This window comes from Kitasatospora sp. NPDC001603, assembly GCF_040298365.1.
In the GTDB taxonomy this organism is placed as follows: Bacteria; Actinomycetota; Actinomycetes; order Streptomycetales; family Streptomycetaceae; genus Kitasatospora.
The window spans coordinates 24,892-46,464 of the sequence record NZ_JBEPAA010000063.1; the positions used below are offsets into that span (position 1 = coordinate 24,892).

General features: G+C 73.3%; 19 protein-coding genes and 1 pseudogene. 7 read left to right on the forward strand and 13 right to left on the reverse strand.

The features are described from left to right. Nucleotides 1-81 precede the first annotated feature (81 nt). Nucleotides 82-288 (reverse strand): NfeD C-terminal domain-containing protein, encoded by a 207-nt coding sequence (locus ABT263_RS29735; protein WP_329488866.1) that lies wholly within the window; start codon nucleotides 286-288, stop codon nucleotides 82-84. A gap of 285 nt (nucleotides 289-573) precedes the next feature. Here ABT263_RS29735 and thiC point away from each other — a divergent pair, with 285 nt between their 5' ends. Beyond that, nucleotides 574-2,391: a phosphomethylpyrimidine synthase ThiC gene (gene thiC / locus ABT263_RS29740; protein WP_352295012.1), complete on the forward strand. Its 1,818-nt coding sequence runs from the start codon at nucleotides 574-576 to the stop codon at nucleotides 2,389-2,391. 164 nt (nucleotides 2,392-2,555) lie between these two features. Here the strand turns inward: thiC and ABT263_RS29745 are convergent, their stop codons facing one another. Further along, nucleotides 2,556-4,226, reverse strand: a complete 1,671-nt coding sequence (locus ABT263_RS29745) for an ice-binding family protein (protein WP_352295014.1) — start codon at nucleotides 4,224-4,226, stop codon at nucleotides 2,556-2,558. Between the two features lie 536 nt (nucleotides 4,227-4,762). Between ABT263_RS29745 and ABT263_RS29750 the strand changes: the two genes are divergently transcribed. Beyond that, nucleotides 4,763-5,182 carry a hypothetical protein gene (locus ABT263_RS29750; RefSeq protein ID WP_352295016.1) on the forward strand — a complete coding sequence of 140 codons (420 nt, stop codon included), beginning with the start codon at nucleotides 4,763-4,765 and terminating at the stop codon, nucleotides 5,180-5,182. A gap of 86 nt (nucleotides 5,183-5,268) precedes the next feature. Here ABT263_RS29750 and ABT263_RS29755 read toward each other — a convergent pair whose 3' ends face one another. Then, the gene (locus tag ABT263_RS29755) at nucleotides 5,269-5,691 is read right to left on the reverse strand and encodes a CBS domain-containing protein (RefSeq protein ID WP_352295018.1); all 423 of its coding nucleotides are present in this window, start codon (nucleotides 5,689-5,691) and stop codon (nucleotides 5,269-5,271) included. Nucleotides 5,692-5,890: 199 nt separating this feature from the next. Here ABT263_RS29755 and ABT263_RS29760 point away from each other — a divergent pair. Then, nucleotides 5,891-6,115: pseudogene (locus ABT263_RS29760) on the forward strand (phosphomethylpyrimidine synthase ThiC); the annotation flags it as partial. A gap of 176 nt (nucleotides 6,116-6,291) precedes the next feature. After that, a complete protein-coding gene (locus ABT263_RS29765; RefSeq protein ID WP_352295020.1) occupies nucleotides 6,292-8,670 on the forward strand; it encodes a PKD domain-containing protein in 2,379 nt (792 codons plus the stop codon). Nucleotides 8,671-8,785: 115 nt separating this feature from the next. Here ABT263_RS29765 and ABT263_RS29770 read toward each other — a convergent pair whose 3' ends face one another. Next, entirely contained in the window at nucleotides 8,786-9,178 is a 393-nt protein-coding gene (locus ABT263_RS29770; RefSeq protein WP_352295022.1) for a VOC family protein, read from the reverse strand. A gap of 122 nt (nucleotides 9,179-9,300) precedes the next feature. On the opposite strand from ABT263_RS29770, the gene ABT263_RS29775 reads away from it, so the two are divergent. After that, on the forward strand, nucleotides 9,301-10,254 hold the full coding sequence (locus ABT263_RS29775) for a LysR family transcriptional regulator (RefSeq protein ID WP_352295024.1): 954 nt from the start codon (nucleotides 9,301-9,303) through the stop codon (nucleotides 10,252-10,254). Between the two features lie 33 nt (nucleotides 10,255-10,287). On the opposite strand, the gene ABT263_RS29780 is transcribed toward ABT263_RS29775, so the two are convergent. The 3 genes from ABT263_RS29780 to ABT263_RS29790 all read right to left on the reverse strand — a co-directional run bounded on the left by ABT263_RS29780 (nucleotide 10,288) and on the right by ABT263_RS29790 (nucleotide 14,074). Next, nucleotides 10,288-11,199, reverse strand: coding sequence for a hypothetical protein (locus ABT263_RS29780; RefSeq protein WP_352295026.1), 912 nt, complete (start codon nucleotides 11,197-11,199; stop codon nucleotides 10,288-10,290). A 214-nt stretch (nucleotides 11,200-11,413) separates the two neighbouring features. Further along, nucleotides 11,414-12,619, reverse strand: a complete 1,206-nt coding sequence (locus tag ABT263_RS29785) for a metallophosphoesterase (protein ID WP_329488875.1) — start codon at nucleotides 12,617-12,619, stop codon at nucleotides 11,414-11,416. A 297-nt stretch (nucleotides 12,620-12,916) separates the two neighbouring features. Continuing rightward, the gene (locus ABT263_RS29790; RefSeq protein WP_078879728.1) at nucleotides 12,917-14,074 is read right to left on the reverse strand and encodes a LacI family DNA-binding transcriptional regulator; all 1,158 of its coding nucleotides are present in this window, start codon (nucleotides 14,072-14,074) and stop codon (nucleotides 12,917-12,919) included. Nucleotides 14,075-14,432: 358 nt separating this feature from the next. Between ABT263_RS29790 and hisC the strand changes: the two genes are divergently transcribed. Beyond that, entirely contained in the window at nucleotides 14,433-15,515 is a 1,083-nt protein-coding gene (gene hisC, locus ABT263_RS29795; protein ID WP_352295028.1) for a histidinol-phosphate transaminase, read from the forward strand. Nucleotides 15,516-15,823: 308 nt separating this feature from the next. On the opposite strand, the gene ABT263_RS29800 is transcribed toward hisC, so the two are convergent. Then, nucleotides 15,824-17,230: an MFS transporter gene (locus ABT263_RS29800; protein ID WP_352295030.1), complete on the reverse strand. Its 1,407-nt coding sequence runs from the start codon at nucleotides 17,228-17,230 to the stop codon at nucleotides 15,824-15,826. Between the two features lie 140 nt (nucleotides 17,231-17,370). Between ABT263_RS29800 and ABT263_RS29805 the strand changes: the two genes are divergently transcribed. Further along, nucleotides 17,371-18,393, forward strand: coding sequence for a helix-turn-helix transcriptional regulator (locus ABT263_RS29805; RefSeq protein ID WP_352295032.1), 1,023 nt, complete (start codon nucleotides 17,371-17,373; stop codon nucleotides 18,391-18,393). Between the two features lie 85 nt (nucleotides 18,394-18,478). On the opposite strand, the gene ABT263_RS29810 is transcribed toward ABT263_RS29805, so the two are convergent. From ABT263_RS29810 to ABT263_RS29830, 5 genes are all read right to left on the reverse strand, one after another. Beyond that, on the reverse strand, nucleotides 18,479-19,450 hold the full coding sequence (locus tag ABT263_RS29810) for a hypothetical protein (protein ID WP_352295034.1): 972 nt from the start codon (nucleotides 19,448-19,450) through the stop codon (nucleotides 18,479-18,481). Nucleotides 19,451-19,819: 369 nt separating this feature from the next. Continuing rightward, nucleotides 19,820-20,614: a DUF2785 domain-containing protein gene (locus ABT263_RS29815; protein WP_352295036.1), complete on the reverse strand. Its 795-nt coding sequence runs from the start codon at nucleotides 20,612-20,614 to the stop codon at nucleotides 19,820-19,822. Between the two features lie 102 nt (nucleotides 20,615-20,716). Beyond that, the gene (locus ABT263_RS29820; protein ID WP_352295038.1) at nucleotides 20,717-20,998 is read right to left on the reverse strand and encodes a hypothetical protein; all 282 of its coding nucleotides are present in this window, start codon (nucleotides 20,996-20,998) and stop codon (nucleotides 20,717-20,719) included. Continuing rightward, nucleotides 20,995-21,234 carry a hypothetical protein gene (locus ABT263_RS29825; protein ID WP_352295040.1) on the reverse strand — a complete coding sequence of 80 codons (240 nt, stop codon included), beginning with the start codon at nucleotides 21,232-21,234 and terminating at the stop codon, nucleotides 20,995-20,997. Before ABT263_RS29825 ends, ABT263_RS29820 begins: the two co-directional genes overlap by 4 nt. Continuing rightward, on the reverse strand, nucleotides 21,222-21,482 hold the full coding sequence (locus tag ABT263_RS29830; RefSeq protein ID WP_352295041.1) for a hypothetical protein: 261 nt from the start codon (nucleotides 21,480-21,482) through the stop codon (nucleotides 21,222-21,224). Before ABT263_RS29830 ends, ABT263_RS29825 begins: the two co-directional genes overlap by 13 nt. Nucleotides 21,483-21,573: the final 91 nt, after the last annotated feature.

A 21,573-nucleotide genomic window follows, 5' to 3' on the forward strand; every position in this document is an offset into this window, starting at 1 on the left:
CATGAGATGCGCCGACTCGGATTGTCCGCCCGGGACAACCGGAGGAGAAGGGATCGCACATGACCGTCCGTCACAACCCTGTCACGGCAGGATCGGTGCCACGTAGACGGTCCGGGGCGGGTGGTACTCGATCACCACCACGGGCGTGCCGACCGACAGCCGGTCACCCGGCACGGCGAGATAGGCGAGGAACGCCTCCGTGCCCCGGCGCTCCGGGACGTGCACCATCACCTCGCCGACCAGTCCCGCGCCCACCGCTCCGCTGACCCGCCCCGTGCTCCCGATCACTGCGCTCCTCCTTCGCCGCCCGCCCCGCGTGACTGCCAGTCTGCCCGCCCCGGAGCGCCGCGGCGCCCCGTCGTCCGGACCGCCGCCCGGGGATCCCCTCTGGACCAGCGGCGATCCGCTCGCTACGGTGTTGGACGTCATGCGCAGGCAACACCGCCTGCGGACACGGGAGCTCGGAGCACCGGGCTGAGAGGGCGCTGACCGGAACGTCGCTGGACGTGCCGACCGCTGCGCCGACCGCAGGAACCTGACCGGGTAATGCCGGCGTAGGGAGTAGAGGGTCTGATGACCACGTTCGACGCACAGCCGCAGTCTGCCCGGAACCAGGCCGCCGGAAGCGCGGCCACCGGCTACCCGACCCCGGCCTGGCGCAAGGCCTACCGCCAGGGGTCCCGCCCCGACCTGCGGGTCCCGTACCGCGAGGTCGTACTGACCAACGGCCGGACCGTCCCGCTCTACGACACCTCCGGCTCGTACACCGACCCCGCCTACGAGGCCGACGTGCGGCGCGGCCTGCCGCCGCTGCGGGACGCCTGGATCCGCCAGCGCGGCGACGTCGAGGAGTACGACGGCCGCGAGGCCCGCCCGGAGGACGACGGGATCAAGCACACTTCGCCGCGCGGCGGGAACCTGCGCAACCTGGACGCCGTCTTCCCCGGCCGCCCGCGCCGCCCGTTGCGCGGCCGGTCCGGCGCCTCCGTCACCCAGCTCGCCTACGCCCGGCGCGGCGTGGTGACGCCGGAGATGGAGTTCGTGGCCCTGCGCGAGGGCCTGGACCCGGAGTACGTCCGCGCCGAGGTGGCGCGCGGCCGCGCCGTCATCCCGGTCAACGTGAACCACCCCGAGGTGGAGCCGTCGATCATCGGCACCAACTTCCTGGTGAAGATCAACGCCAATATCGGCAACTCCGCCGTCACCTCCTCGATCGAGGAGGAGGTGGAGAAGATGACCTGGGCCACCCGCTGGGGCGCCGACACCGTCATGGACCTCTCCACCGGCCGCAACATCCACACCACCCGGGAGTGGATCCTGCGCAACTCCCCCGTCCCGATCGGCACGGTGCCGCTCTACCAGGCGCTGGAGAAGGTCGACGGCCGGGCCGAGGAGCTCAGCTGGGACGTCTACCGGGACACCATCGTCGAGCAGTGCGAGCAGGGCGTCGACTACATGACCGTGCACGCCGGCGTGCTGCTGCGGTACGTGCCGCTGACGGCCCGTCGCAAGACCGGCATCGTCTCGCGCGGCGGCTCGATCATGGCGGCCTGGTGCCTGGCCCACCACCGGGAGAACTTCCTCTACACCAACTTCGAGGAGCTCTGCGAGATCCTCGCGAGCTACGACGTCACCTTCTCGCTCGGTGACGGCCTGCGCCCCGGCTCGATCGCCGACGCCAACGACGAGGCGCAGTTCGCCGAGCTGCAGACGCTGGGCGAGCTGGGCCGGATCGCCCGGGAGCGGGACGTCCAGGTGATGATCGAGGGCCCGGGCCACGTCCCGATGAACAAGATCAAGGAGAACATGGATCTCCAGAAGGAGATCTGCGACGAGGCGCCGTTCTACACCCTCGGCCCGCTGACCACGGACGTCGCCCCCGGCTACGACCACATCACCTCGGGCATCGGCGCCGCGATGATCGCCTGGTGGGGCACCGCGATGCTCTGCTACGTCACCCCCAAGGAGCACCTGGGCCTGCCCGACCGGGACGACGTGAAGACCGGCGTCATCACCTACAAGATCGCCGCCCACGCCGCCGACCTGGCCAAGGGTCACCCCGGCGCCCAGGCCTGGGACGACGCCCTCTCCGACGCCCGCTTCGAGTTCCGCTGGGAGGACCAGTTCAACCTGGCCCTCGACCCGGAGACGGCCCGCGAGTTCCACGACGAGACGCTCCCCGCCGAGCCCGCCAAGACGGCCCACTTCTGCTCGATGTGCGGCCCGAAGTTCTGCTCGATGAAGATCTCCCAGCAGATCCGCGCCGAGCACGGCGACGGCTCCTCCGCCGTCGCCTCGGACTACGACGCCGAGGCCCTGGCGGGCATGCGGGCCAAGTCCGAGGAGTTCGCCGAGCAGGGCAACCGGGTCTACCTGCCGATCGCGGACTGACTCTCCACCGACTGCACCGGCCCGCGTCCCGTGGGGGGAGTCGCGGGCCGGTGCGCTTTCACGTCGTCGGATGTCGTCGGACGTCCCGGGGGGCCACGATCGGCGCCGGCCGGGTCGTCCGCCGTCGCCGCGAGATCCGCGGGGTTTGCCGGGTTTCGTCGGGGTCAGTGCCGTCGGCGGGCCGCGGCTCGTCCGCTTCGCCTCACCAGGACGACGAGTGCACCGCCCAGGGTGAGGGCGGCCGTCGAGCCGACCAGGAGGCCGATCGATCCACCCGAGCCGGTGGCGGCGAGTGCCGCCCCCGACTCATCCGGGTGCTGCACGGGACCGCCCTGCACGGGAGCGCCCGATGCGTTGCCGCCGTGACCGTTGCCGACCTGCACGGAGCCGCCCGGCACGTTGCCGTGAGGGCCGTGGTCGTTCCCGTGATGACCTTGCTCATGACCACCGTGACCCTGGTCGCCGTGCCCCGGCCCGCCGTGACCGCCGTGGCCGCTTGGAGACTGGGACGGCCCTGCCGGTCCTGCCGGTCCTGCCGGTCCTGCCGGGCCTGTCGGACCTGCGGGTCCTGCCGGTCCTGCGGGGCCGGGAGAACCGGGTGCGCCGGGTGAGCCGTTGGCTCCGGGTGAGCCGTTCGCTCCGGGGAGTCCGTTGGCACCGGGTGAACCATTGGCACCCGGAGCACCAGGCGCACCGGGAGCTCCTGGGGCGCCGTTGGGGCCGGGGGCACCAGGTGCACCAGGGGCGCCGGGTACGCCGGGAGCGCCGTTGGGGCCGGGTGAACCAGGTGCACCGGGAGCTCCTGGGGCGCCGTTGGGGCCGGGGGCGCCCGGAGCACCAGGGGCGCCGGGTACGCCGGGAGCGCCGTTGGGGCCGGGCGAACCAGGTGCACCAGGGGCGCCGGGTACGCCGGGAGCGCCGTCGGGGCCGGGCGCACCGGGCGAGCCGGCCGGACCGGCGGGTCCAGTCGGACCGGTGGGTCCGCTCGGACCGGCAGGACCGCTCGGACCAGCAGGACCGCTCGGTCCGGGCGGGCCGCTCGGACCAGCAGGACCGCTCGGTCCGGGCGGGCCGACGGTGCAGGCCGCCCTCGTGATGGTGTTGTCGTCCAGCGTGACGGCCCCCGTGCGGGCCAGGGCACGGCCTTCGATCACCGAGGCGTGGTTCACGGTGATGGACGTCATGGCGAGGATGTTGCCCTTGAAGAAGGAGCTGACGTCGATGGTGGCGGAGCTGCCCACCTGCCAGAACACGTTGCAGGGCTGCGCCCCGTTGACCAGGCTGACGACGCTCGACGGCGCCGTGATCAGGGTGGAGGCGATCTGGAAGATGAAGACGGCACTGGGGTCGCCCAGGGCGTCGAGGGTGACGGTCCCGGTGAGGTTGAGCGACGACGTGGCCTTGTAGACGCCGGGCGTCAGCGTCAGTCCGCCGATGTCGCCCGGAGAGGTCAGGCTGGCGGTGGGGGCCCGGCCCGCGGCGTCGTTGTAGGCGATGACCAGGTCGGACTGGGCCTGTGCGGCCTGGGCGTCGTTGACGTGCTGGACGCCGTTCACGATCCCGGGCGGAAAGCCCGTCACGCTGGTGCCCGGGCTGAGGCCCAGGTCTCCGTTGATCACGCTGGGGCCGGTGTTGGTGACGGTTGAGGCGGCCAGGATCGCGTAGCTGGTGTCGGTCCCCAGCGTCACCGGTGCCGTGGCGGCGTGCGCGGGGCTCGCGACCAGACCTGCTGTCGCCAGCAACGTGAGTCCGGAGAGCAGGACGAGCGCCCCCGTGAGGCGGGAGCGTCGGCGCCCGCTGTCGGGTGGGGCGGGCGGAATGGCATCGACTGCCATGGGACGGGACCCTTCTTGTCGTTGTTGAGCTTCGTCACCCGGAAAGAGGTGTTTCGGAGCGCTGATGGTGAGTTCTGGTCGGCCCACAAGCCCTCGTACGTGCGCCGGGGCGCCACGGGCGTCACCCCGGGAGGGCCGCAGAGCGACAGTTCGCCAGGGATGGTGATGCACCGTCACCAACTCAGTACACCGTGCAACAACAACATGAGAAGGAAAGAATAATAAAGATGCAAAAGGGTGAAGCGATGGCGCCGTCGGGGTATCTTCACCTCTGCCCGGCGCGTCGTTTGTCTACGTACTCAACGCCGCGTACGGAGTCTCGGCCTCAGCTCCGGTCGGCTCCTCCGGATCCGGCTACGCTCACGGAGTCCGACGTCGTTCCCGCATGGGACCGGTGGACCCGAATGCCGTCGTAATCCTCCCCTGAGTGCCTTCCACGCCTTAGCAGTACCGTTTTTCCTCTTGGCCGCGTCCATGGTGGTGAAATGACGTATCGCTCGGGGGATCGAGTCGTTGGCCTGCATATGAACGACCCAATGAATCGGCAGGGCGGGCTGCTCGCGGCGACCAAGGGCGACGCCGGCACCGTGGCCGAACGCTGCCGTCTCGTCGGCGGCCTGCTCCGAGTCACGCTCGGAGAGCTGCGCGAGGAACTCGGATACCGCAGACTCGGCAAGTACGTGCTGGACGAAGTGGCCGAGAGCCTCGCGGCGGAGGGTCTCGGCTGGTTCCCGGCCTGGCGGCTGTCGCCGAGGGAGAACGCCGAACCGCGCAAGGAGCACGAGCTGTGGGTGTTTCTGCGGGACGACGGTCTGCGGTGCCAGGTCATCGACGCGATCCAGGCACCCGACGGGTTCGACGTCCCCACCGTCCTGAACGGTCTGCTCGCCGACCGCCCCCGGGGCCTCTCCCCGGAGCGCAAACTCGGCCTCATCCGCGAGATCCTCGGGCTCTGAGCGGCCGTCACTCCGGAGGTCGGCGGGGCGGGGGCAGGGGAGTTCGCCCGCCGGGGTGACCGCGCCGCGCCGACCCGTCCGGACGGTCAGGCGACGGGGTGGGGGGCCGTCAGGCCGGCCACGCGGTCGGCGGTGAGGATGCCGAGGAGGTAGCCGTCGTCGTCGATGACCGGCCAGATCGCGAGGGACTTGATCCTCATCGCCAGCGCCGCCAGGCCGAGGGCCATCCCGGGCCAGGCGAACGGGCCCCGCTGGTGCGCGGTGTCGCGCAGCGCGGTCCGCTCGGCGTACCAGGAGCGGGTCAGGAACGAATCGAGACCGGCCCGCGTCACCAGCCCCTCGCAGCGGCCGTTGTGGTCGCGGACCAGCAGGTAGGCGACGCGGGCACCGCGGAAGATCTCGTTGGCCCGGTCGACGGTGATGTCGTCGGCGATCTGGTACTCGTAGGGCTCCATCGCGTCCGACACCGTGAGGCCGTGGCTCGCGGACTGTGCGTACTGGGTGGTCATGACGTCGACCCGACCCGCCTCCGGGCGGTTCTGCGCCGCCCGGCGCTGTCCTGCACCCAGAACGAAGCCGGAACGGGGACCGGATGCGGAATGCCCTGGATGAAGCCCAGGCTACTCCGGTCGGGCCTGGCCCGACGGTCCGGAGCAGTCTCGGGCAACGGCCCAGGACGCCTCGCACACGCGGGGCGCGGCCGCGGCGGGGAACCACACGCCGGCGGAGGAGCCACTCAACCCGGGCCTGCCCGACCGGGACGACGTGAAGACCGGCGTCATCACCTACAAGATCGCCGTCCGTGCCGCCGACCTGGCCAAGGGCCACCCCGGCGCCCAGGCCTGGGACGACGCGCTCTCCGACGCCCGCTTCGAGTTCCGCTGGGAGGACCAGTTCAACCTGGCCCTCGACCCGGAGACGGCCCGCGAGTTCCCGCGACCCGAAGGGGGGAGTCGCGGACCGTGCGCTTCCGCGTCCGGGCGACCGCACCGGGATCGCGTCGCCCGGGCTCGCCGTCGGGGCGGAATGCACTTGACAGCAGCATCTTGATCACACGAATGTGTGCTCCGCCGTTCTGGCGCCATCGCGTGAATCATGGGGGAACCACCGTGCGAAGAGCACGTATTCCGGCTGCAGTCGTTCTGGTCCTGTCGGTCACCGGGGCGATCACCTCGGTCGCCACCGCGAGCGCCGACGCCACCGACCTGTACGTGGACAACAAGTCCGCGTCCTGCTCCGACTCCGCGCCCACCGCGGGGGGCCAGGGCACGCCCTTCTGCACCATCGGTGCCGCGACGGACGCCGTCCGGCCGGGGCAGACCGTGCACATCGCGGGCGGTGACTACAACGAGCCGATCGCGCTCACCCGCTCCGGGACGCCGACGGCGCCGATCACCTTCGTCGGGACGCCCTACACCGAGGACCCGGCGGGCCGGGGGACGGTCCTCGGGGAGTACGGGGGCCTCAGCAACGTCGTCGCCCTCACCGGCGTCCACGACGTCGTGGTCCGGCACCTCTTCGGGCGCTCCGGTCGGGAGGCCGTCCTGGTCACCGACTCCAGCCGGGTCACCATCGACGACCTGGTCGTCTACAGCTCCGGCTGGGACAGCACGGTCGACACCGGGTACCCGAGCGCGCGGATCACCGGTGCGAGCAGCGACGTCACCCTGAGCCGCAACGACATCAGCGCCTCGCACGCGGGTGGCGTCCAGGTCGACGCCGGAGTGCGGCACGCGGTCCTGACGACCAACTACCTCAGCTCCAACTCGGGCGTCGGGGTGCGGATCACCGACGCCCCGGACGCGGTGGTCACCGGCAACACCGTCCAGGCCTCCTGCGGGCCGCTGGTCGAGCTGGCCGGGGCGTCCACGGGCGCGACGATCGAGAACAACGTGCTGGACGGGGACGAGAACGGCCACCCGAGCTGGGGCGGCTGCGCGTCCACCGGACACGAGGACCTCTCGGTGTCCGCCGGCTCGACCGCGGGGACCAAGGCGGACTACAACCTCGTCACCACGCTGACGCGGACGCCGTACAGCTGGGCGGGCCGTACGTACGCCACGGTCGCGCAGTTCCAGCAGGCCTCCGGCCAGGGCGCGCACGACCTGTCCGCCTCCCGTGCGGACCTGCTGCGGCCCGACTCCCCCGCCGTCGACTCGGCCGACGCCACCGCGCCCGGCACGCTCACCACCGACGGGCGCGGCAGGCCGCGGGCCGACAATCCGCTGGTCGCCGACACCGGGACGGGTGTCGGCTACTACGACCGGGGCGCGGTCGAGGCGCAGGACCCGCTGGCCGTGTCGCTGAGCGTCCCGTCGGCCCCGCCGGCCGGCCAGCCGCTGACCGCCGTGATCAACGGCCGGGTCGATTCGCCCTGGTCCCCCGCGACCGCCACGCTGGACTTCGGCGACGGCAGCGCCCCGGTCGGCCCGGTCACCTTCCCGGCGCGGCACGACTACGCCCCGGGGACCTACACCGTCACGCTGACGGCGACCGACGGCCTGGGCCTGACGAAGACCACGTCCAGCCGGGTCACGGTCGCCGCTCCCGGCCCGGTCCGGCCCGCCCTCGCGCTGTCGCCCTACAACACGGGCGGCCAGGAGGTGCTGGCCGACGGTACCGCGACGGTCAGCCCGTGGCCGGTGGCCACCCGGAGCTTCGACTTCGGTGACGGCACCGCGCCGGTGGTGGGGAGCGCCACCACCGCGCGCCACTCCTACGCGAAGCCCGGCACGTACACCGTCACCCACACGGTGACGGACGACCACGGCCGCTCGGCCTCGATCACGTACCCGGTCTCCGTGGCCACTCCGATCGCCGGCCGCTGGACCACCGGGCAGCCCGCCACGGTGGCGTTCTACCGCAACGGCGCGCTGACCCCGCTGACCACCAACGCGCCGACCGGCCAGGGCGAGCGGATCTACCTCGGCCAGGCCGGTGACACGCCGGTCGCGGGCGACTGGGACGGCACCGGGCACGACCAGGCGGGCATCTACCGGCCGGGTTCGAGCACCTTCGGCCTGCGACACCAGGACGGCAGCGTCACCGCCGTGCCGATGGGCGACCCGGGCGACGTCCCGGTGCCGGGCCGCTGGGACGGCAACGGTCACGCGCAGCTGGCCGTCTACCGTCCGAGCACCGGGGCGTTCATCGTGCGGCACGACGACGGCAGCTTCAGCAGCGCCGTCTTCGGCGACGCCGGCGACCTGCCCGTGGTGGGCGACTGGGACGGCGTCGGCCACACCCAGCTGGGGATCTACCGGCCGGCCGAGGGCCTGAAGGGCCTCGGTGTCTTCGCGCTGCGGCACGACGACGGCAGCGTCTCCACCGCCGGCTTCGGCGCGCCCGGCGACCTGCCGATCGTGGGCGACTGGAGCGGCACCGGCCGCACCACCTACGGCGTGTACCGGCCGTCCGAGGCCCGCTTCCTGCTCAGCCGCGCGTACACCGGGCAGTCCGACATCGACTTCGTCTTCCCGAACGTGTGAGGCGGCACGGCCGGGGCCGCCATCGGCTCCGGCACCCCCGCCGGATGTCGGCCGAGGGCACGCCGGACCCCTGTACCGGCGTGTCCTCGGCCTGTTCGTGGGCCGGGTCCGGCGCTCAGGAAGCGTCCTCGGGGTACCAGCGGAGTTCGACGGTGTTGCCGTCCGGGTCCTGCACGTAGACCGAGGTGGCGCTGCCGCGGGCGCCGTAGCGGGGGACGGGGCCTTCGAGGACGGTGAACACGCCGGAGTCGATGACCTCCTGCCAGTCCAGGGGGTCGACGGTGAGGCAGATGTGGTCGACGTTGGAGCCGCCGCGCTCGCGGGCGGTCAGGTCGATGATGGTCTCCGGGCTGACCCGCACGGAGGGGAACGAGACCTTGCCGGCCCGCCACTCGTCGACGCGGACGGGGGCCAGACCGAGCAGGCCGGCGTAGAAGTCCAGCGAGCGCTCGACGTCCCGGACGTTGAGGACGAGGTGGTCGAAGGCCTTGACGCGGACGGCGCTCACTGGGGACTCCCGGGGTGGGGCGGGCGGGTTGACGTGCTTCCATGATCGGACCGCCCCGGGCGGGGGATCAACGCTCGATCGGTCCAGGATCGTTCACCGGAAGTAAACGATGGGAGCCGGCCGTGTGGGAGCGCCACGAGATCGAGGCGCTGCTGACGCTCGCCGAGGAGCTCCACTTCGGGCGGACCGCCGAGCGCCTGGGAGTCAGCACCGGCCGGATCAGCCAGGTGATCGGGAAGCTGGAGCGGCGGATCGGCGCCCGGCTGTTCGAGCGCACCAGCCGGACCGTGCGGCTCACCGCGATCGGGCAGCGGCTGGCCGGGGACCTGGCGCCGCTGGCCGCCGGGATCGACGCGTCGGTGCGCCGCGCCGTCGACGCCGGGCGCGGGGTGACCGGGGAGCTGCGGGTCGCCTTCCTCGGCGAGTGGACCGCGCCGGTGCTGCTCAGGGCCGTGCGGCTGTTCACCGAGCGCCACCCGGGCTGCCGGGTGGAGGTCCGGGAGGTGCAGCTGTTCAACTCCCGGGCCAGCCTGCTGGACGGCTCCGTCGACCTCCTCATCGCGGCCTTCCCGTTCGACGGGATGGCCCGCGGGCCGGCGCTGATGGAGGAGCGGCGGGTCCTGGCGGTGGCCGCCGGGCACCCGCTGGCCGGGGCGGAGTCGGTCTCGCTCGAAGTCCTCGCCGAGTACCCGGTGGTGCAGTACCCGGCGGTCACCTCGGTCGAGTTCAAGCGGGACCGGACCCCGGACCGCACGCCGGCCGGTCTGCCGGTGCCCAAGGGGCCGGTCGGCAACACCTTCTCGGAGATGCTCTCGCTGGTGGCGATGAGCCGGGGCGTCCTGCCGGTGGGTGAGCACTCCCGGCGGTACTACCCCCGCCCGGACGTCGCCTACGTGCCGATCCGCGACGCGTCGCCGATCGAGCGCGGGCTGGTCTGGTTGGAGAGCAACACCACCGAGCGGGTCCGGGAGTTCGTCCGCGCCGCGACGGACACCGGCGCGGGGGCGGACGCGGCGGCGGGGGCGGACGCGGGGGCGGACGGCGGTGCCGGTCCCGTGACCGCGCCGGCGAACTGACGCCGAGTGGGCCGGCCCGCCCGTCCCCCGGGGTCAGACCTCGTCCGGCCCCGTGAAGCCCGGCCCGGTGTAGCCGGGGCCGGTGAAGTCCGGGGTGCTGAAGGAGGCCGTGCGCGGCTCCCGGCCCTGCGGGTCGGTGAGCCCCTCGGCGCCGGGGCTGGTGAAGCCCGGCCCGCTGTAGCCGGGGCTGCTGAAGTCCGGGCGGGCGGTGTCCGGGCGGGCGGTGCCGGGGCGGGCGGTGTCGGGTTCGGCGCCCGGTCCCGGTATGCCCGGCGCCGTCGTGGGGTCGGCGCGCAGGGCGGTGTGCAGGTAGGGCAGCAGCGCCCGCTCGCGCAGCGCGCGCTGCCAGTCGCGCCGGGCGTCGGCGAGTTCGGCGGCGAGGTCCGGGTCGGTGCCGGGGGGCGTCGGGGTGCCGGCGCCGTCCCGCAGGGCGGTGAGGATCAGCCCGACGATGCCCACCGCCATCGCGACCACGCCGGCCGCCAGCGCCAGCCAGCCGGCGGTCAGCAGCGAGCGGGCCAGCCGCAGCTCGGGGTCGGCGGCCCGCAGCGTGTAGCCGATCAGCAGCAGGACGAGTGCGGCGGCCCAGGCCAGGATCGGGGTGAGCACGGTGAGCACCGGGAAGAGCCCGGCGCCGCCGTTGGCGGAGCGCAGCTGGGTGATCAGGCCGGGCGCGCTGGGCTCGCCGCTCCGGGCGGGCGGTGGTGTCTCCCGCAGGCTGTCGCGGAGCCGGAGGTAGTGCGTGTACTCGGTGGCCGCCGCAGCCGCGACGCCGTCGGCGGCGCGCAGGGCCTTGATGCGCAACTGGTCGGCGGTGAGTGCGCCGGGCGTGCGCAGGGCGGTGAGGACGGTGCCGTCACGCAGTGCTTCGTCGAGGAGGCGCTCGTAGTCAGGGCGGTCCTCGGCGAGCAGGTGCGGGGCGTTGTTCATGGGGACCCCGTTCATGCCAACCCCGTTCGCTCCGTCGCGGTGCACGGAGACGGGTAGGGAGACGGGCCGTCACACGGGCGGCCGGGTGTGGTGTGCCCTCGATGGTAGGGGTGGTCACGGCCGCGCAGACAGTAAGTTTCCGGAATTTCGCGCCCCGGGCCGCGCGTGCGCTACGGCCCGGGCGCCGGGAACGGGTGTTCGCCCTGGGGTCGGTGGGGCGGCCGGGGGGTCAGATCGGCAGCCGTGCGACGAGCAGTCGCCCCTCCATGGTGACCCCGCCGTCCATGGCGACGGCGAGCTCGTCGGCGTAGACGTACGGGCCCGGGATGTGCGGCGGCGCGCCGTCGTCGGCGTGCACCGCGCCGGTCAGGTACGGGATGGGGCTGTGGCCGTGCACGATCCGCGCGCCGCCGTAGGTGTCGAGCAGCTCGTGGGCGGCCGTCGGGCCGCCGTCGCCGCGGAACGCGAAGCGCTTGGTGAACCGGCGGAAGCAGTCCCACCACTCGTCGACGCCCTCGTCCGCGAGCAGGTGGTGGACGGCGTCGTTGACCTCGGCGATGGAGTCGCCGTACTCCAGGTACGCGGTGGTGTCGGAGTGCAGCAGCAGGTGGCCCTCCTCCAGCGCGATGGCGGGCAGCCGGGAGAGCCAGCTGATGTGGTGCGTCTCCAGGCGGTCCAGGTCGTGCTGCTGGCCGCCGTTGAGCCGCCAGGCGGCCAGGAAGGAGGCCGTCCCGGCGGTGGACTGGACGGGTTCGTCACCGTACCGGGCGGCGCCCAGGAAGAGCAGTTCGTGATTGCCCATCAGGGCCCGGCAGTAGCCGCCCGCGGCGGCGGCCTCGGCGGCGAGCTGCATGACCAGGTCGATGACGCCGATGCCGTCGGGGCCGCGGTCGGTGAAGTCGCCGAGGAACCAGATCCGCGAGCGCCCGGCGGCCCAGTGGCCCTCGGCGTCGATCAGGCCCTGGTGGCGCAGTTCGGCGAGCAGCTCGTCGAGGTAGCCGTGCACGTCGCCGACCACGTAGAGCGGGCCGGGCGGCTCGTTCGGGGCGGGCGCCGGGTACGGGTGGTAGGGCAGGCCGGGCTCGGGCAGCGGGGGGCCGAGCTCGATGGTCGGCGGGTCGTCGTTCTGGTGCGCGGGCGAGGGCCGGTCCGGCAGGGTCGGCTCGTACCCGCCGTGCTCGGTCTGCGCGGCGTGCGGGTGCCCGACGTCGTGCGGGTGACCGGTGTTCTGCGGGTGTCCGGCGGCCGGCCAGTGCTGTTCGAGGTACCGGGCGCCGCCGTAGCCGCTGTAGGTCTCCGACTCGTAGGCCGCCTCGGCGTACCCGGTCGGCTCGGGTTCGTAGTAGGTGCCGAAGGGCAGCACGTCGAGGTCCGGCTGGTGGCGGGGGCCTGAGTCGGGGTGTTCAGGCCCGGGGAAGCGGTCCTCGGGTGTCATTCGCCCATCATAGGAAGACCACTCTCCCGGCGTCGTCACCTGGTGGGTATCCAATCCTCCGGAGCGTCAGCCGGGCGGTCCGTCAGGTCCGTTTTGTCCTGGCTAGGTATGGTCTAGACCGCAAGATGATCACCTGCGGCCGTCCGTGGCGATGCGTGCCGGTCCGTGACAGGACCATGCCGAGCCAGGAGCCCGGGACCGGCCGCCGCACCGGTCCTCGGCCCACGCACCGGCCCGGGCACCGGCTCGGGCGGGCTGCCTGACCGCCCGGGCCGGTCCGCGCACCAGCGTCGGCCCCTACACCTCGCCCGGCGGGCGCGGCGGGCTGACGGTGGTGCGCGGACTCCGCCGTTGGGAGGACGCGCGGACGATCAGCTCGGTGGGCATCAGCGTGCCGGGCGGCGGCCCCGTCCCGGCGGTGCGGAAGCGGGGCGGGAAGAGCCGGGCGATGTCGACGCCCGTCCCGGAGTCCACCCCCTCGATGGCGTCGATGAGCAGGTTGACCACCGTCGTCCCGATCCGCCGGGGCTTGAGCGAGAGCGTGGTGATCGGCGGTTCGGTGGTCGCGTACACATCGCTCTCGCTGCAGCAGACCAGCAGCAGGTCGTCCGGCACCCGCAGGCCGTACCGCCGGGCGGCGGCGAGCAGGTCGGTGCCGTTCGGGTCGAAGAGCCCGTAGACGGCGTCGGGCCGGTCCGGGCGGGCCAGCAGCCGGTCGGCGGCGACGGCCCCCGCGGCCGGGTCGTGCGCCGGGTAGGTCTCGTAGACCGGCTCCTGGCCGACCTTGGCGCACCAGCCGAGGTAGGCCTCGGTGGAGAGCCGGGTGTAGGTGTCGGTGCTGGTGCCGGTGAGCAGGCCGATCCGGCGGGCGCCGGCCTCGGAGAGGTGGTCGAGGATGCCGAGCACGGCGGCCTCGTGGTCGTTGTCGACCCAGGCGGTGACCGGGCAGTTGCCCGGCTTGCCGTCGCTGACCACCGGGACGCCGGACCGGTACAGCTCGCTGACCAGGGGGTCCTGGTCGGGCGGGTCGATCACCACGGTGCCGTCCAGGGCGATGTTGCCCCAGACGTCGTGCCGGGAGGAGGCGGGCAGCACCACCAGGGCGTAGCCGCGGCCGAGCGCGGCGCTGGTGGCGGCGCGGGCCATCTCGGCGAAGTAGGCGAACTCGGTGAAGGTGAACGGCTCTTCGCCGTAGGTGGTGACGGTCAGTCCGATCAGGCCGGAGCGCCCGGTGCGCAGGGTTCGGGCGGCGGCCGAGGGGCGGTAGCCGAGGCGCTCGGCGACTTCGCGCACCCGGCTTCTGGTCTCGTCGGGCAGGCGGCCCTTACCGTTGAGCGCGTCGGAGACGGTGGTGATCGACACTCCTGCGGCTGCTGCCACATCCCGGATGCCGGCCCGCTCCAGACGCCGCGAGGTGGTGGGTCGCCGACCGCTCTGGTTGGCTGCTGCTGTCATGGCGGACCGATCGTATGGCTCCTGACAAGGGTCTGTGACCGGCGCATCGGGGGTCCTTGGAGATACGTTTCTCCAAGAGTGAGCCCGTGTGCGCCCCTTCGATACCCGCACGAAACCAGCCGTCTTACCTCTGACATGTGCCAAAGGAACCCTGCAGAATGGCTGATCTGCGCCAGTAACCCGACCGGGCATCTCACTCCTACGGGTGAGCCGCGGTCGGTATCGTTCAGGGCACCCGACCGGGGTGGTCCGGTGCGTTGCGAGATCCCGGGCACGGCGGCGATCCCGTCCGGCGCGGGAGCGGACGCACCAGCGGGCCCGACGCAGTGGGCCCGACGGAGAGAGAAGGAGAAGGACCGTGAGTGGAACGGCAGCGCAGGGGCCTCGGCTGAGGTCGAGCCTGGACGGCATCCCCACCTACAAGCCCGGCAAGCCCGCCGGCGCCGACGCCTACAAGCTGTCCTCCAACGAGAACCCGTACGAGCCGCTGCCCGGCGTGCTCGAAGCGGCGGTCGCGGCGGCCGGCTCGCTCAACCGGTACCCGGACATGGCGGTCACCGAGCTGACCGCCGAGCTGGCCCGGCGCTTCGACGTCCCGGCCGAGCACATCGCCACCGGCACCGGCTCGGTCGGCGTCGCCCAGTCGCTGATCCTCGCCACGGCCGGCCCGGGCGACGAGGTGATCTTCGCCTGGCGCTCCTTCGAGGCCTACCCGATCATCACCCAGGTCGCCGGCGCGACCCCCGTCCCGGTGGCGCTCACCGCGGGCGGCGACCACGACCTGGACGCGATGCTGGCCGCGGTCACCGACCGCACCCGGCTGATCTTCGTCTGCAACCCGAACAACCCCACCGGCAACGTGATCCACCGCGCCGAGCTGGAGCGCTTCCTGGACGCGGTGCCCGCCGACATCCTGGTGGTCGTCGACGAGGCGTACATCGAGTTCATCCGCGACGCCGACGTCCCCAACGGCATCGACCTCTACCGCGACCGCCCCAACGTCTGCGTGCTGCGGACCTTCTCCAAGGCGTACGGCCTGGCGGGCATGCGGGTCGGCTTCGCGATCGCGCACGAGCCGGTGGCGAACGCGCTGCGCAAGACGGCGGTGCCGTTCGGCGTCACCCAGCTCGCGCAGAACGCGGCCGTCGCCTCGCTGCGGGCCGAGGAGGCCCTGATGGTCCGGGTCGACGCACTGGTCGAGGAGCGCACCCGGGTGGTCGCCGGGCTGCGTGCCCAGGGCTGGGAGATCCCGGACTCGCAGGCCAACTTCGTCTGGCTGGCGCTCGGCGAGCGCTCCCAGGAGTTCGCGGCGGCCTGTGCCGACGCCGGCGTGATCGTCCGCCCGTTCCCGGAGGGCGTCCGGATCTCGATCGGCGAGGTCGAGGGCAACTCGATCTTCCTCACGGTGGCCGAGGCGTTCCGCAAGACCATCGACGGCTGACCTCGTACGGACACCGGCTTCACCAGGGGCGCACCGCTCGGCGGTGCGCCCCTGCGTCGTCCTGTCCGGGTGCTGGCCTGGTGCTGTCCGGGCGCTGGCCGGGCGCTGTCCTGGTGCGGTTCCGAGCCGGTGCCGGGCAGTGCTCGGGAGCGCGGTCGAGCTCGTGCTGGACTCCGCCGGCGAGATCTCCGAGATCGTCGAGGCGGGCCGGGTGAGTGAAGCAGCTCGTGACGCCGTCGTCCGACGGCAGTGGCGGAGTGGGAAGTCGGCGGGTCCGACTTCCCACTCCGCCGGTCGGGCGGGGGTCCTCATCCCCGCCGCAGGAAGAGCGCCGAGGCGAGGGCGGCGAGCAGCACCAGCGCGGTGTTCACGGCGATCGCCCAGGTGACCCCGGTGAGCACGGTGGTCCCCGCGGCGGCCGCGGTGGCGACCGCGCTCATCACCGGGGTGCCCAGGGTGATGCCGACCTGCTGGGTCATGGTGGCGACCCCGGTGGCCAGCCCCTGCTCCTCGTCCGGCAGGCCCGAGGTGGCCGTCACCATGAAGCCGACGATCGCCAGCATGTTGCCGACCCCGCCGACGAAGGTCGCCGCCAGCAGCAGGCCGAGCCAGGCCCGGTCGGCGCCGAGCAGGAGCAGCGCGGCGGTCGCGGCGGCCTGCACCAGGAATCCCGCGAGCAGCGCGCCCCGGCTGCCGAGCCGCCCGATCAGCCGCGGCGCGACCACACCGCCGAGCACGGTGCCGGCACCCAGGACCCCGAAGGCCAGGCCGGTGGCCAGCGCGGAGAAGCCCAGCACCCGCTGGAGGTAGAGGGTCAGCAGGAAGACCAGCGAGGTCTCGGTGGCGAAGGCCAGCAGGCCGGCCGCGTTGCCCCAGACCACCGTGCGCCGCCGCAGCACCCGGACCGGCACGAGGGGCGAGGCGGCGGTCCGCTCGACGAACCAGAACGCCACCAGCAGCGCCGCGCCCAGCCCAAGCGAGCCGAGCGCGAGCGGGTCGCCCCAGCCGTGCTCACCGGCCGCCGTCAGTCCGTGGACCAGGGCGAGCAGACCGCCGGTGACGGTGACCGCCCCCGGGAAGTCCATCCGGACCTTCCCGGCCGGCCGGCTCTCCGCGATCAGCCGGGGCGCCACCAGCAGGACGGCCAGGGCCACCGGCACGTTGACGAAGAACGCCCAGCGCCAGCTCAGCAGGTCGGTGAGCAGCCCGCCGAGCACCGCGCCCGAGGTGAAGCCGGCCGACATCAGCGCGCCGTTCAGGCCCAGCGCCCGCTCGCGCAGCGGGCCCTCCGGGAAGGCGGTGGTGAGCAGCGCCAGCCCGGCCGGCGTGACGGCGGCGGTGGCCAGGCCCTGCGCCACCCGGGCGGCCAGCAGCAGCTCCGGGGTGGTGGCCAGCCCGCCGACCAGCGAGGAGACGCCGAGCACGGCGAGACCGATCAGGAACACCTGGCGCCGCCCGAAGAGGTCGGCGACCCGTCCGAACAGCAGGGTGAAGCCCGCCGCGCTCAGGGCGAAGGCGGTGGCGATCCACTGCAGGCCGCCGAGCCCGAAGCCGAGACCCTGGCCGATCACCGGCAGGGCGACGTTCAGGATCGAGAAGTCCACGGCCAGCATGAACTGGGCGGCCAGCAGCACGACCAGGACGAGGCGCTGCCGGCCGGTCATACCGGCTGGTGTGCGGGGGAGGGCTGGTGCTTCGGACAGGGTGGCGGTCATCGCTCCGCTGCCTTTCGCTCGACGGGGTGTTCCGGGTACGGCAGCAGCCTGCTGGGCCGCGCCGGGGGTACCCAGACCCCCGCGGAGGGTGGCACTGGCAGGGACAGGCTCGGCGCCGCCCGGCGGTGTTCACTGGAGGCATGACCGCACCCGAGACACCGTCAGCGCAGCAGCCCCGGTCGGCGGAGAGGCCGTTGCCGGCCCCCTCCTCGGCGTCGTCGGCCTCCTTGGCGTCGTCGGCGGGGGCGGAGAGGCCGAGCGAGCTGGGCGCGTTCCTGCGCACCCGCCGCGCCCGGCTGCGACCCGAGGACGTCGGGCTGACCACGTACGGCAGCCGGCGCCGGGTGCCCGGGCTGCGGCGCGAGGAGCTGTCCCAGCTGGCGGGCGTCAGCATCACCTACTACACGCGGCTGGAGCAGGGGCAGAGCCGCAACGTCTCCGACGAGGTGCTGGACGCCATCGCCCGGGCACTGCGCCTCGACGGCGACGAGCACGCCCACCTGCGCAACCTGGCCCGCCCGGGCCGGACGGCGAAGGGGCGCCCGGCCGAGCGCTTCGAGCGGGTCCGGCCGGCGGTGGGCCGGCTGATCGCGGCGATGGCCGACGTCCCGGCGGTGGTGGTCGGCCTGCGCAACGAGGTGCTGGCCTGGAACCCGCTCGGCCACGCATTGCTGGCCGGGCACCTGGACGCGGCGGCGCCGGACTCGCCGGCGGCGCGCCCCAACCTCTCCCGGCTGCTCTTCCTCGACCCGCGGACCCGGGAGCTCTACCCGGGCTGGGAGACCGAGGCCCGGGCCCAGGTCGCCTTCCTGCGGCTGGCCGCCGGGCGGCACCAGGAGGACCGGCAACTGGCCGAGGTGATCGGCGAGCTGTCGATGAAGAGCGCGGAGTTCGCGGCGCTCTGGTCGCGCCACCCGGTGCACGACTGCCTGTTCGGCACCAAGGAGTTCCACCATCCGGTGGTCGGGGACTTGGCGCTGGACTTCGAGGCGCTGCCGCTGCCGGAGGCGTCCGGGCACCGGATGCTGCTCTTCAGCGCGGTGCCCGGCTCGTCGTCGGAGGCCGGTCTGCGGTTGCTGGCGGCGAGCGCGGCGGCCTCGGGGTGGGTGTCGGGGTGGGCGTCGGGTCGGACGTCGGCGGACCGGGAGCCGGTCGAGGACTGAGCCCGTCGTCACCCGGGAACGACGAGGGGCCCTGCCTCCGCACCGCCGTGCGGGGGCAGGGCCCCTGTGGTGCTCCGTGCGCCGGTCAGCGCTGGGGACGCAGCCGGCGCACGGCGATCAGGACGCCCGCGCCGAGCGCGACGAAGGCGGCGGAGGCGGCGGCGAGGAAGCCGTTGGGGGTGCCGGCGCCGGTCTGGGCGAGCTCGGGGGTGCCGGCCGGGGCGGTGGTGGCCGGGGCGGTGGTGGCGGGGGCGGTGGTGGCGGAGGCGGTCGGCGTGGCCTTGGGGGTGGCGGGGGTCTGGGTCTTGTCCTCGACGGGCGCGACGGGGGCGGCCGACTTCGGGGCGGCGGGCTTGGCGGTCGGCTTGGCGCTGGTCGTGGGCTTGGCGGCCGGCTTGGCGGTGGTCGCCGGCTTGGCCGGGGCGGGGGTGCGGACGACCGTGTAGGTGTGGGTGCCGCCATGCTCCCCGGGGTAGCCGTCGGCCTTGCCGCCGATGTAGACCTCGAAGCTCTTCAGGTCGGCTGCGGCGTTGGCCGAGACGGAGACGCGGAAGGCGAAGTGGGTGGCGCGGCCGTCGGTGAGCTGCTTCGTCTTGAGCGAGCTGGTGTCGGCGATGATCGTGGGGTCGCAGCCGTGGTGGAGGGAGAGCCTCTTCCAGCCGCCGGCGGTGGCGGCCTCGACGGTGAAGTCCTCCAGCCGGGTGGCGCCCTTCGGGTTGAAGATCGCGATCATGGGGCCGACGTTCTCGTACGGGGCACCGGTGAAGTTGGTGACTCCCACGCCGATCTCGGCCTTGGCGCCGCCGGCAGTGATGCTCTGGCCGTCGGGGGTCATGTGGAACCCGGCGGTGAGGTCGCCCTTGTGCGCGGAGGCGGGGGTGACCGGCTTGGCCTCGGCGGCGGCCGTGTTTCCCGAGCCGCAGGCCGAGGAGGCCTCGGCGGTCATCAGCTGGACGGAGCCGGCGAGGACGACGGTGGCGGCGACGGCGGCGAGCCGGCGGCGGCCGGAGGTGGCGGTGACGTTCTTCGCGAAGGAGGGCATAACGGACTTGCGCATGACGTGTTTCCCCAGGGTCATGGTGCTGACGGTGTGTGAAGACGACCGGCCCCGCTGTCAGCGGTAGCGCCCCCCGGCCTCGCCGGTCTCGCTCTCCGTGCCTTCATCCGTATAGACGCGCATCCCGGCCGGTGGTTGCAGGTGGGTTCGGAGTTGTTTTCGGAACCTTTCGCGCGGGCCGGTGACGGGCGTGGAGTACCGGCGATCACTGCGGTCGAAGACCGGAGAGGCCCTCGCCCGGTGGGCGAGGGCCTCAACGTGCCGGCTCGGGCGGGGGCGCGGTGCCGGCCGGGGTGGGGTCGCTTCGATGGCGGATCTCGGGGCCGTGGCGGCCGGGCCGGCCACCGCCCGGGCCGTGTGCTCCCGCGCCTACCGCTTGACGATCCGGTCGAGGACGGCGGCGAGGCGTTCCTTGACCGCCGCCCCGTGGGGGAGGGCCTCCGGTGCGGCATCGGTGTTCGGTGCCCGCACGCCGCGGTCCGCGAGGACGTAGAGCAGACGCAGCGTGCGCAGGCAGTTGCTGAGGTGGGCGGGCACCGGGGTACTGAGGCGGTCGGCCCCGAAGCGGGCGGCGACCGGGTCCAGCCACGTGGTCGCGTCGGACTCGCTCAGATCGGGCCGGGTGAGCACCCGGGCGACCGCCCGCGCCAGCCGGTCGTCCTCCAGCTGGTCGAACACGTGGTCGGTGGGCGCCGTCAGCCGCGCGGCGGCGAGGTGAAGCATCCGCACCGGATCCACCTCGGGGTGTCGGCCGAACCGGTCCAGCAGGTCCGCGCCGTGCGCGACGGCGTGGAGCCAGCCGAGCTTCTCGTCATGGCCGCGCAGGTCCGTCTCCGCCGGGTACCACCGCTCGAACGCGTCCACCCAGGCGGCCTCGAAGTCCCCCTTCTCCACCAGCATGTCGAGGACGAGGGGGGCGAAGGTGCGGGCCTGGATCTGCGGGTCGAGGAAGCGGGCGGCCATCTCGTCCCCCAGCGCCAGCCGCCGGGGCCCGTCGATCACCCCGCGCTCGATCCAGGTCGCGAGGACGGCGTACGGCGCTCCGTCCCGGACGTCCGGATCGGGGTCCGCCAGGGCGCCGGAGAGTTCGCGGACCAGCTCCTCCAGTGGCCGGTCGGCGGGTACGGCACAGTCGGTGGCTTCGATCCTGCTCCAGTCGGTCACGGCGGGCAGGATAGGTCCGAACCGGCTCGCCGCACCGGGAATTCCCGTGCGGTGGCGGCGAGGCCCCTGCCCGGGTGGGCGGGGGCCTTCGCTTTGCCGCTGCTAGGTGGGTATGCGGTGTCGGCCGGGGGTGGGGGGATGCTGTCGGATTTCGGGGCCGTAGTGACCGGCCTGGCGGGCGATCCAGGCGTATTCGTGGGTGCCGTCGGGGCGGGTGCGCAGTTCCCAGCGTCCGTGGCGGGTGATGGGTTTCGGCGCGAGGGTGTGCTGGTCGTCGTTGACCTTGAGGGCGGTGATGACGCCGAGGGCGACGGTGGTGAGGGCGAGCGCGAGGAGGGTGAGGAGGGCGGCGCCGACGAGGAAGTTGGCGGTGCCGGTTCTCATCGGTGGATTCCCAGGACGCGGTGGCCGAGGTGGGCGGCGAGGGAGTGGAGGAGCTCGTGGGCCTGGTCCCGGGTGAGGGGGAGGGCGAGCTGTTCGCCGGGGCCGGTGTGGATGTCGAGGTCGACGGCGAGGCGGAGCTGGACGGTGGCGTCGGGGGCGTGCTCGACGCTGAGGTAGGCGACGGTGGTGCGTTCGGTGTGGATCGCTTCGGTGACGAGGGGGATCAGGACTCCCACGGCTCGTTCCTCTCGGTGTCGCGGAGCAGGTGGAGGAGGTTGAGGAGGGTGGCCACGGGGGCGTTGCCGAAGTCGACGAGGATGCGGCCGTCGACGGTGCCGCCCACGGTGGTGGCAGGGCCCCACTGGATGCCGAACCTGGCGCCTCGGGTGTGGAGTTCGCCGAGGAGGGTGGTGATCTGGGCGTGGGTGTAGTCGCGCATGCGGGGGTCGTCGGGCGCGATCGGGGTGCGGCGGGCGGCGCTCACGCGGCGGCGTCCAGCTCGAACCAGACGCGCTTGCCGTGCTTGCGGGGGTCGGTGCCGAAGCGGTGGGTGAGGGAGCGGACGAGGTGCAGGC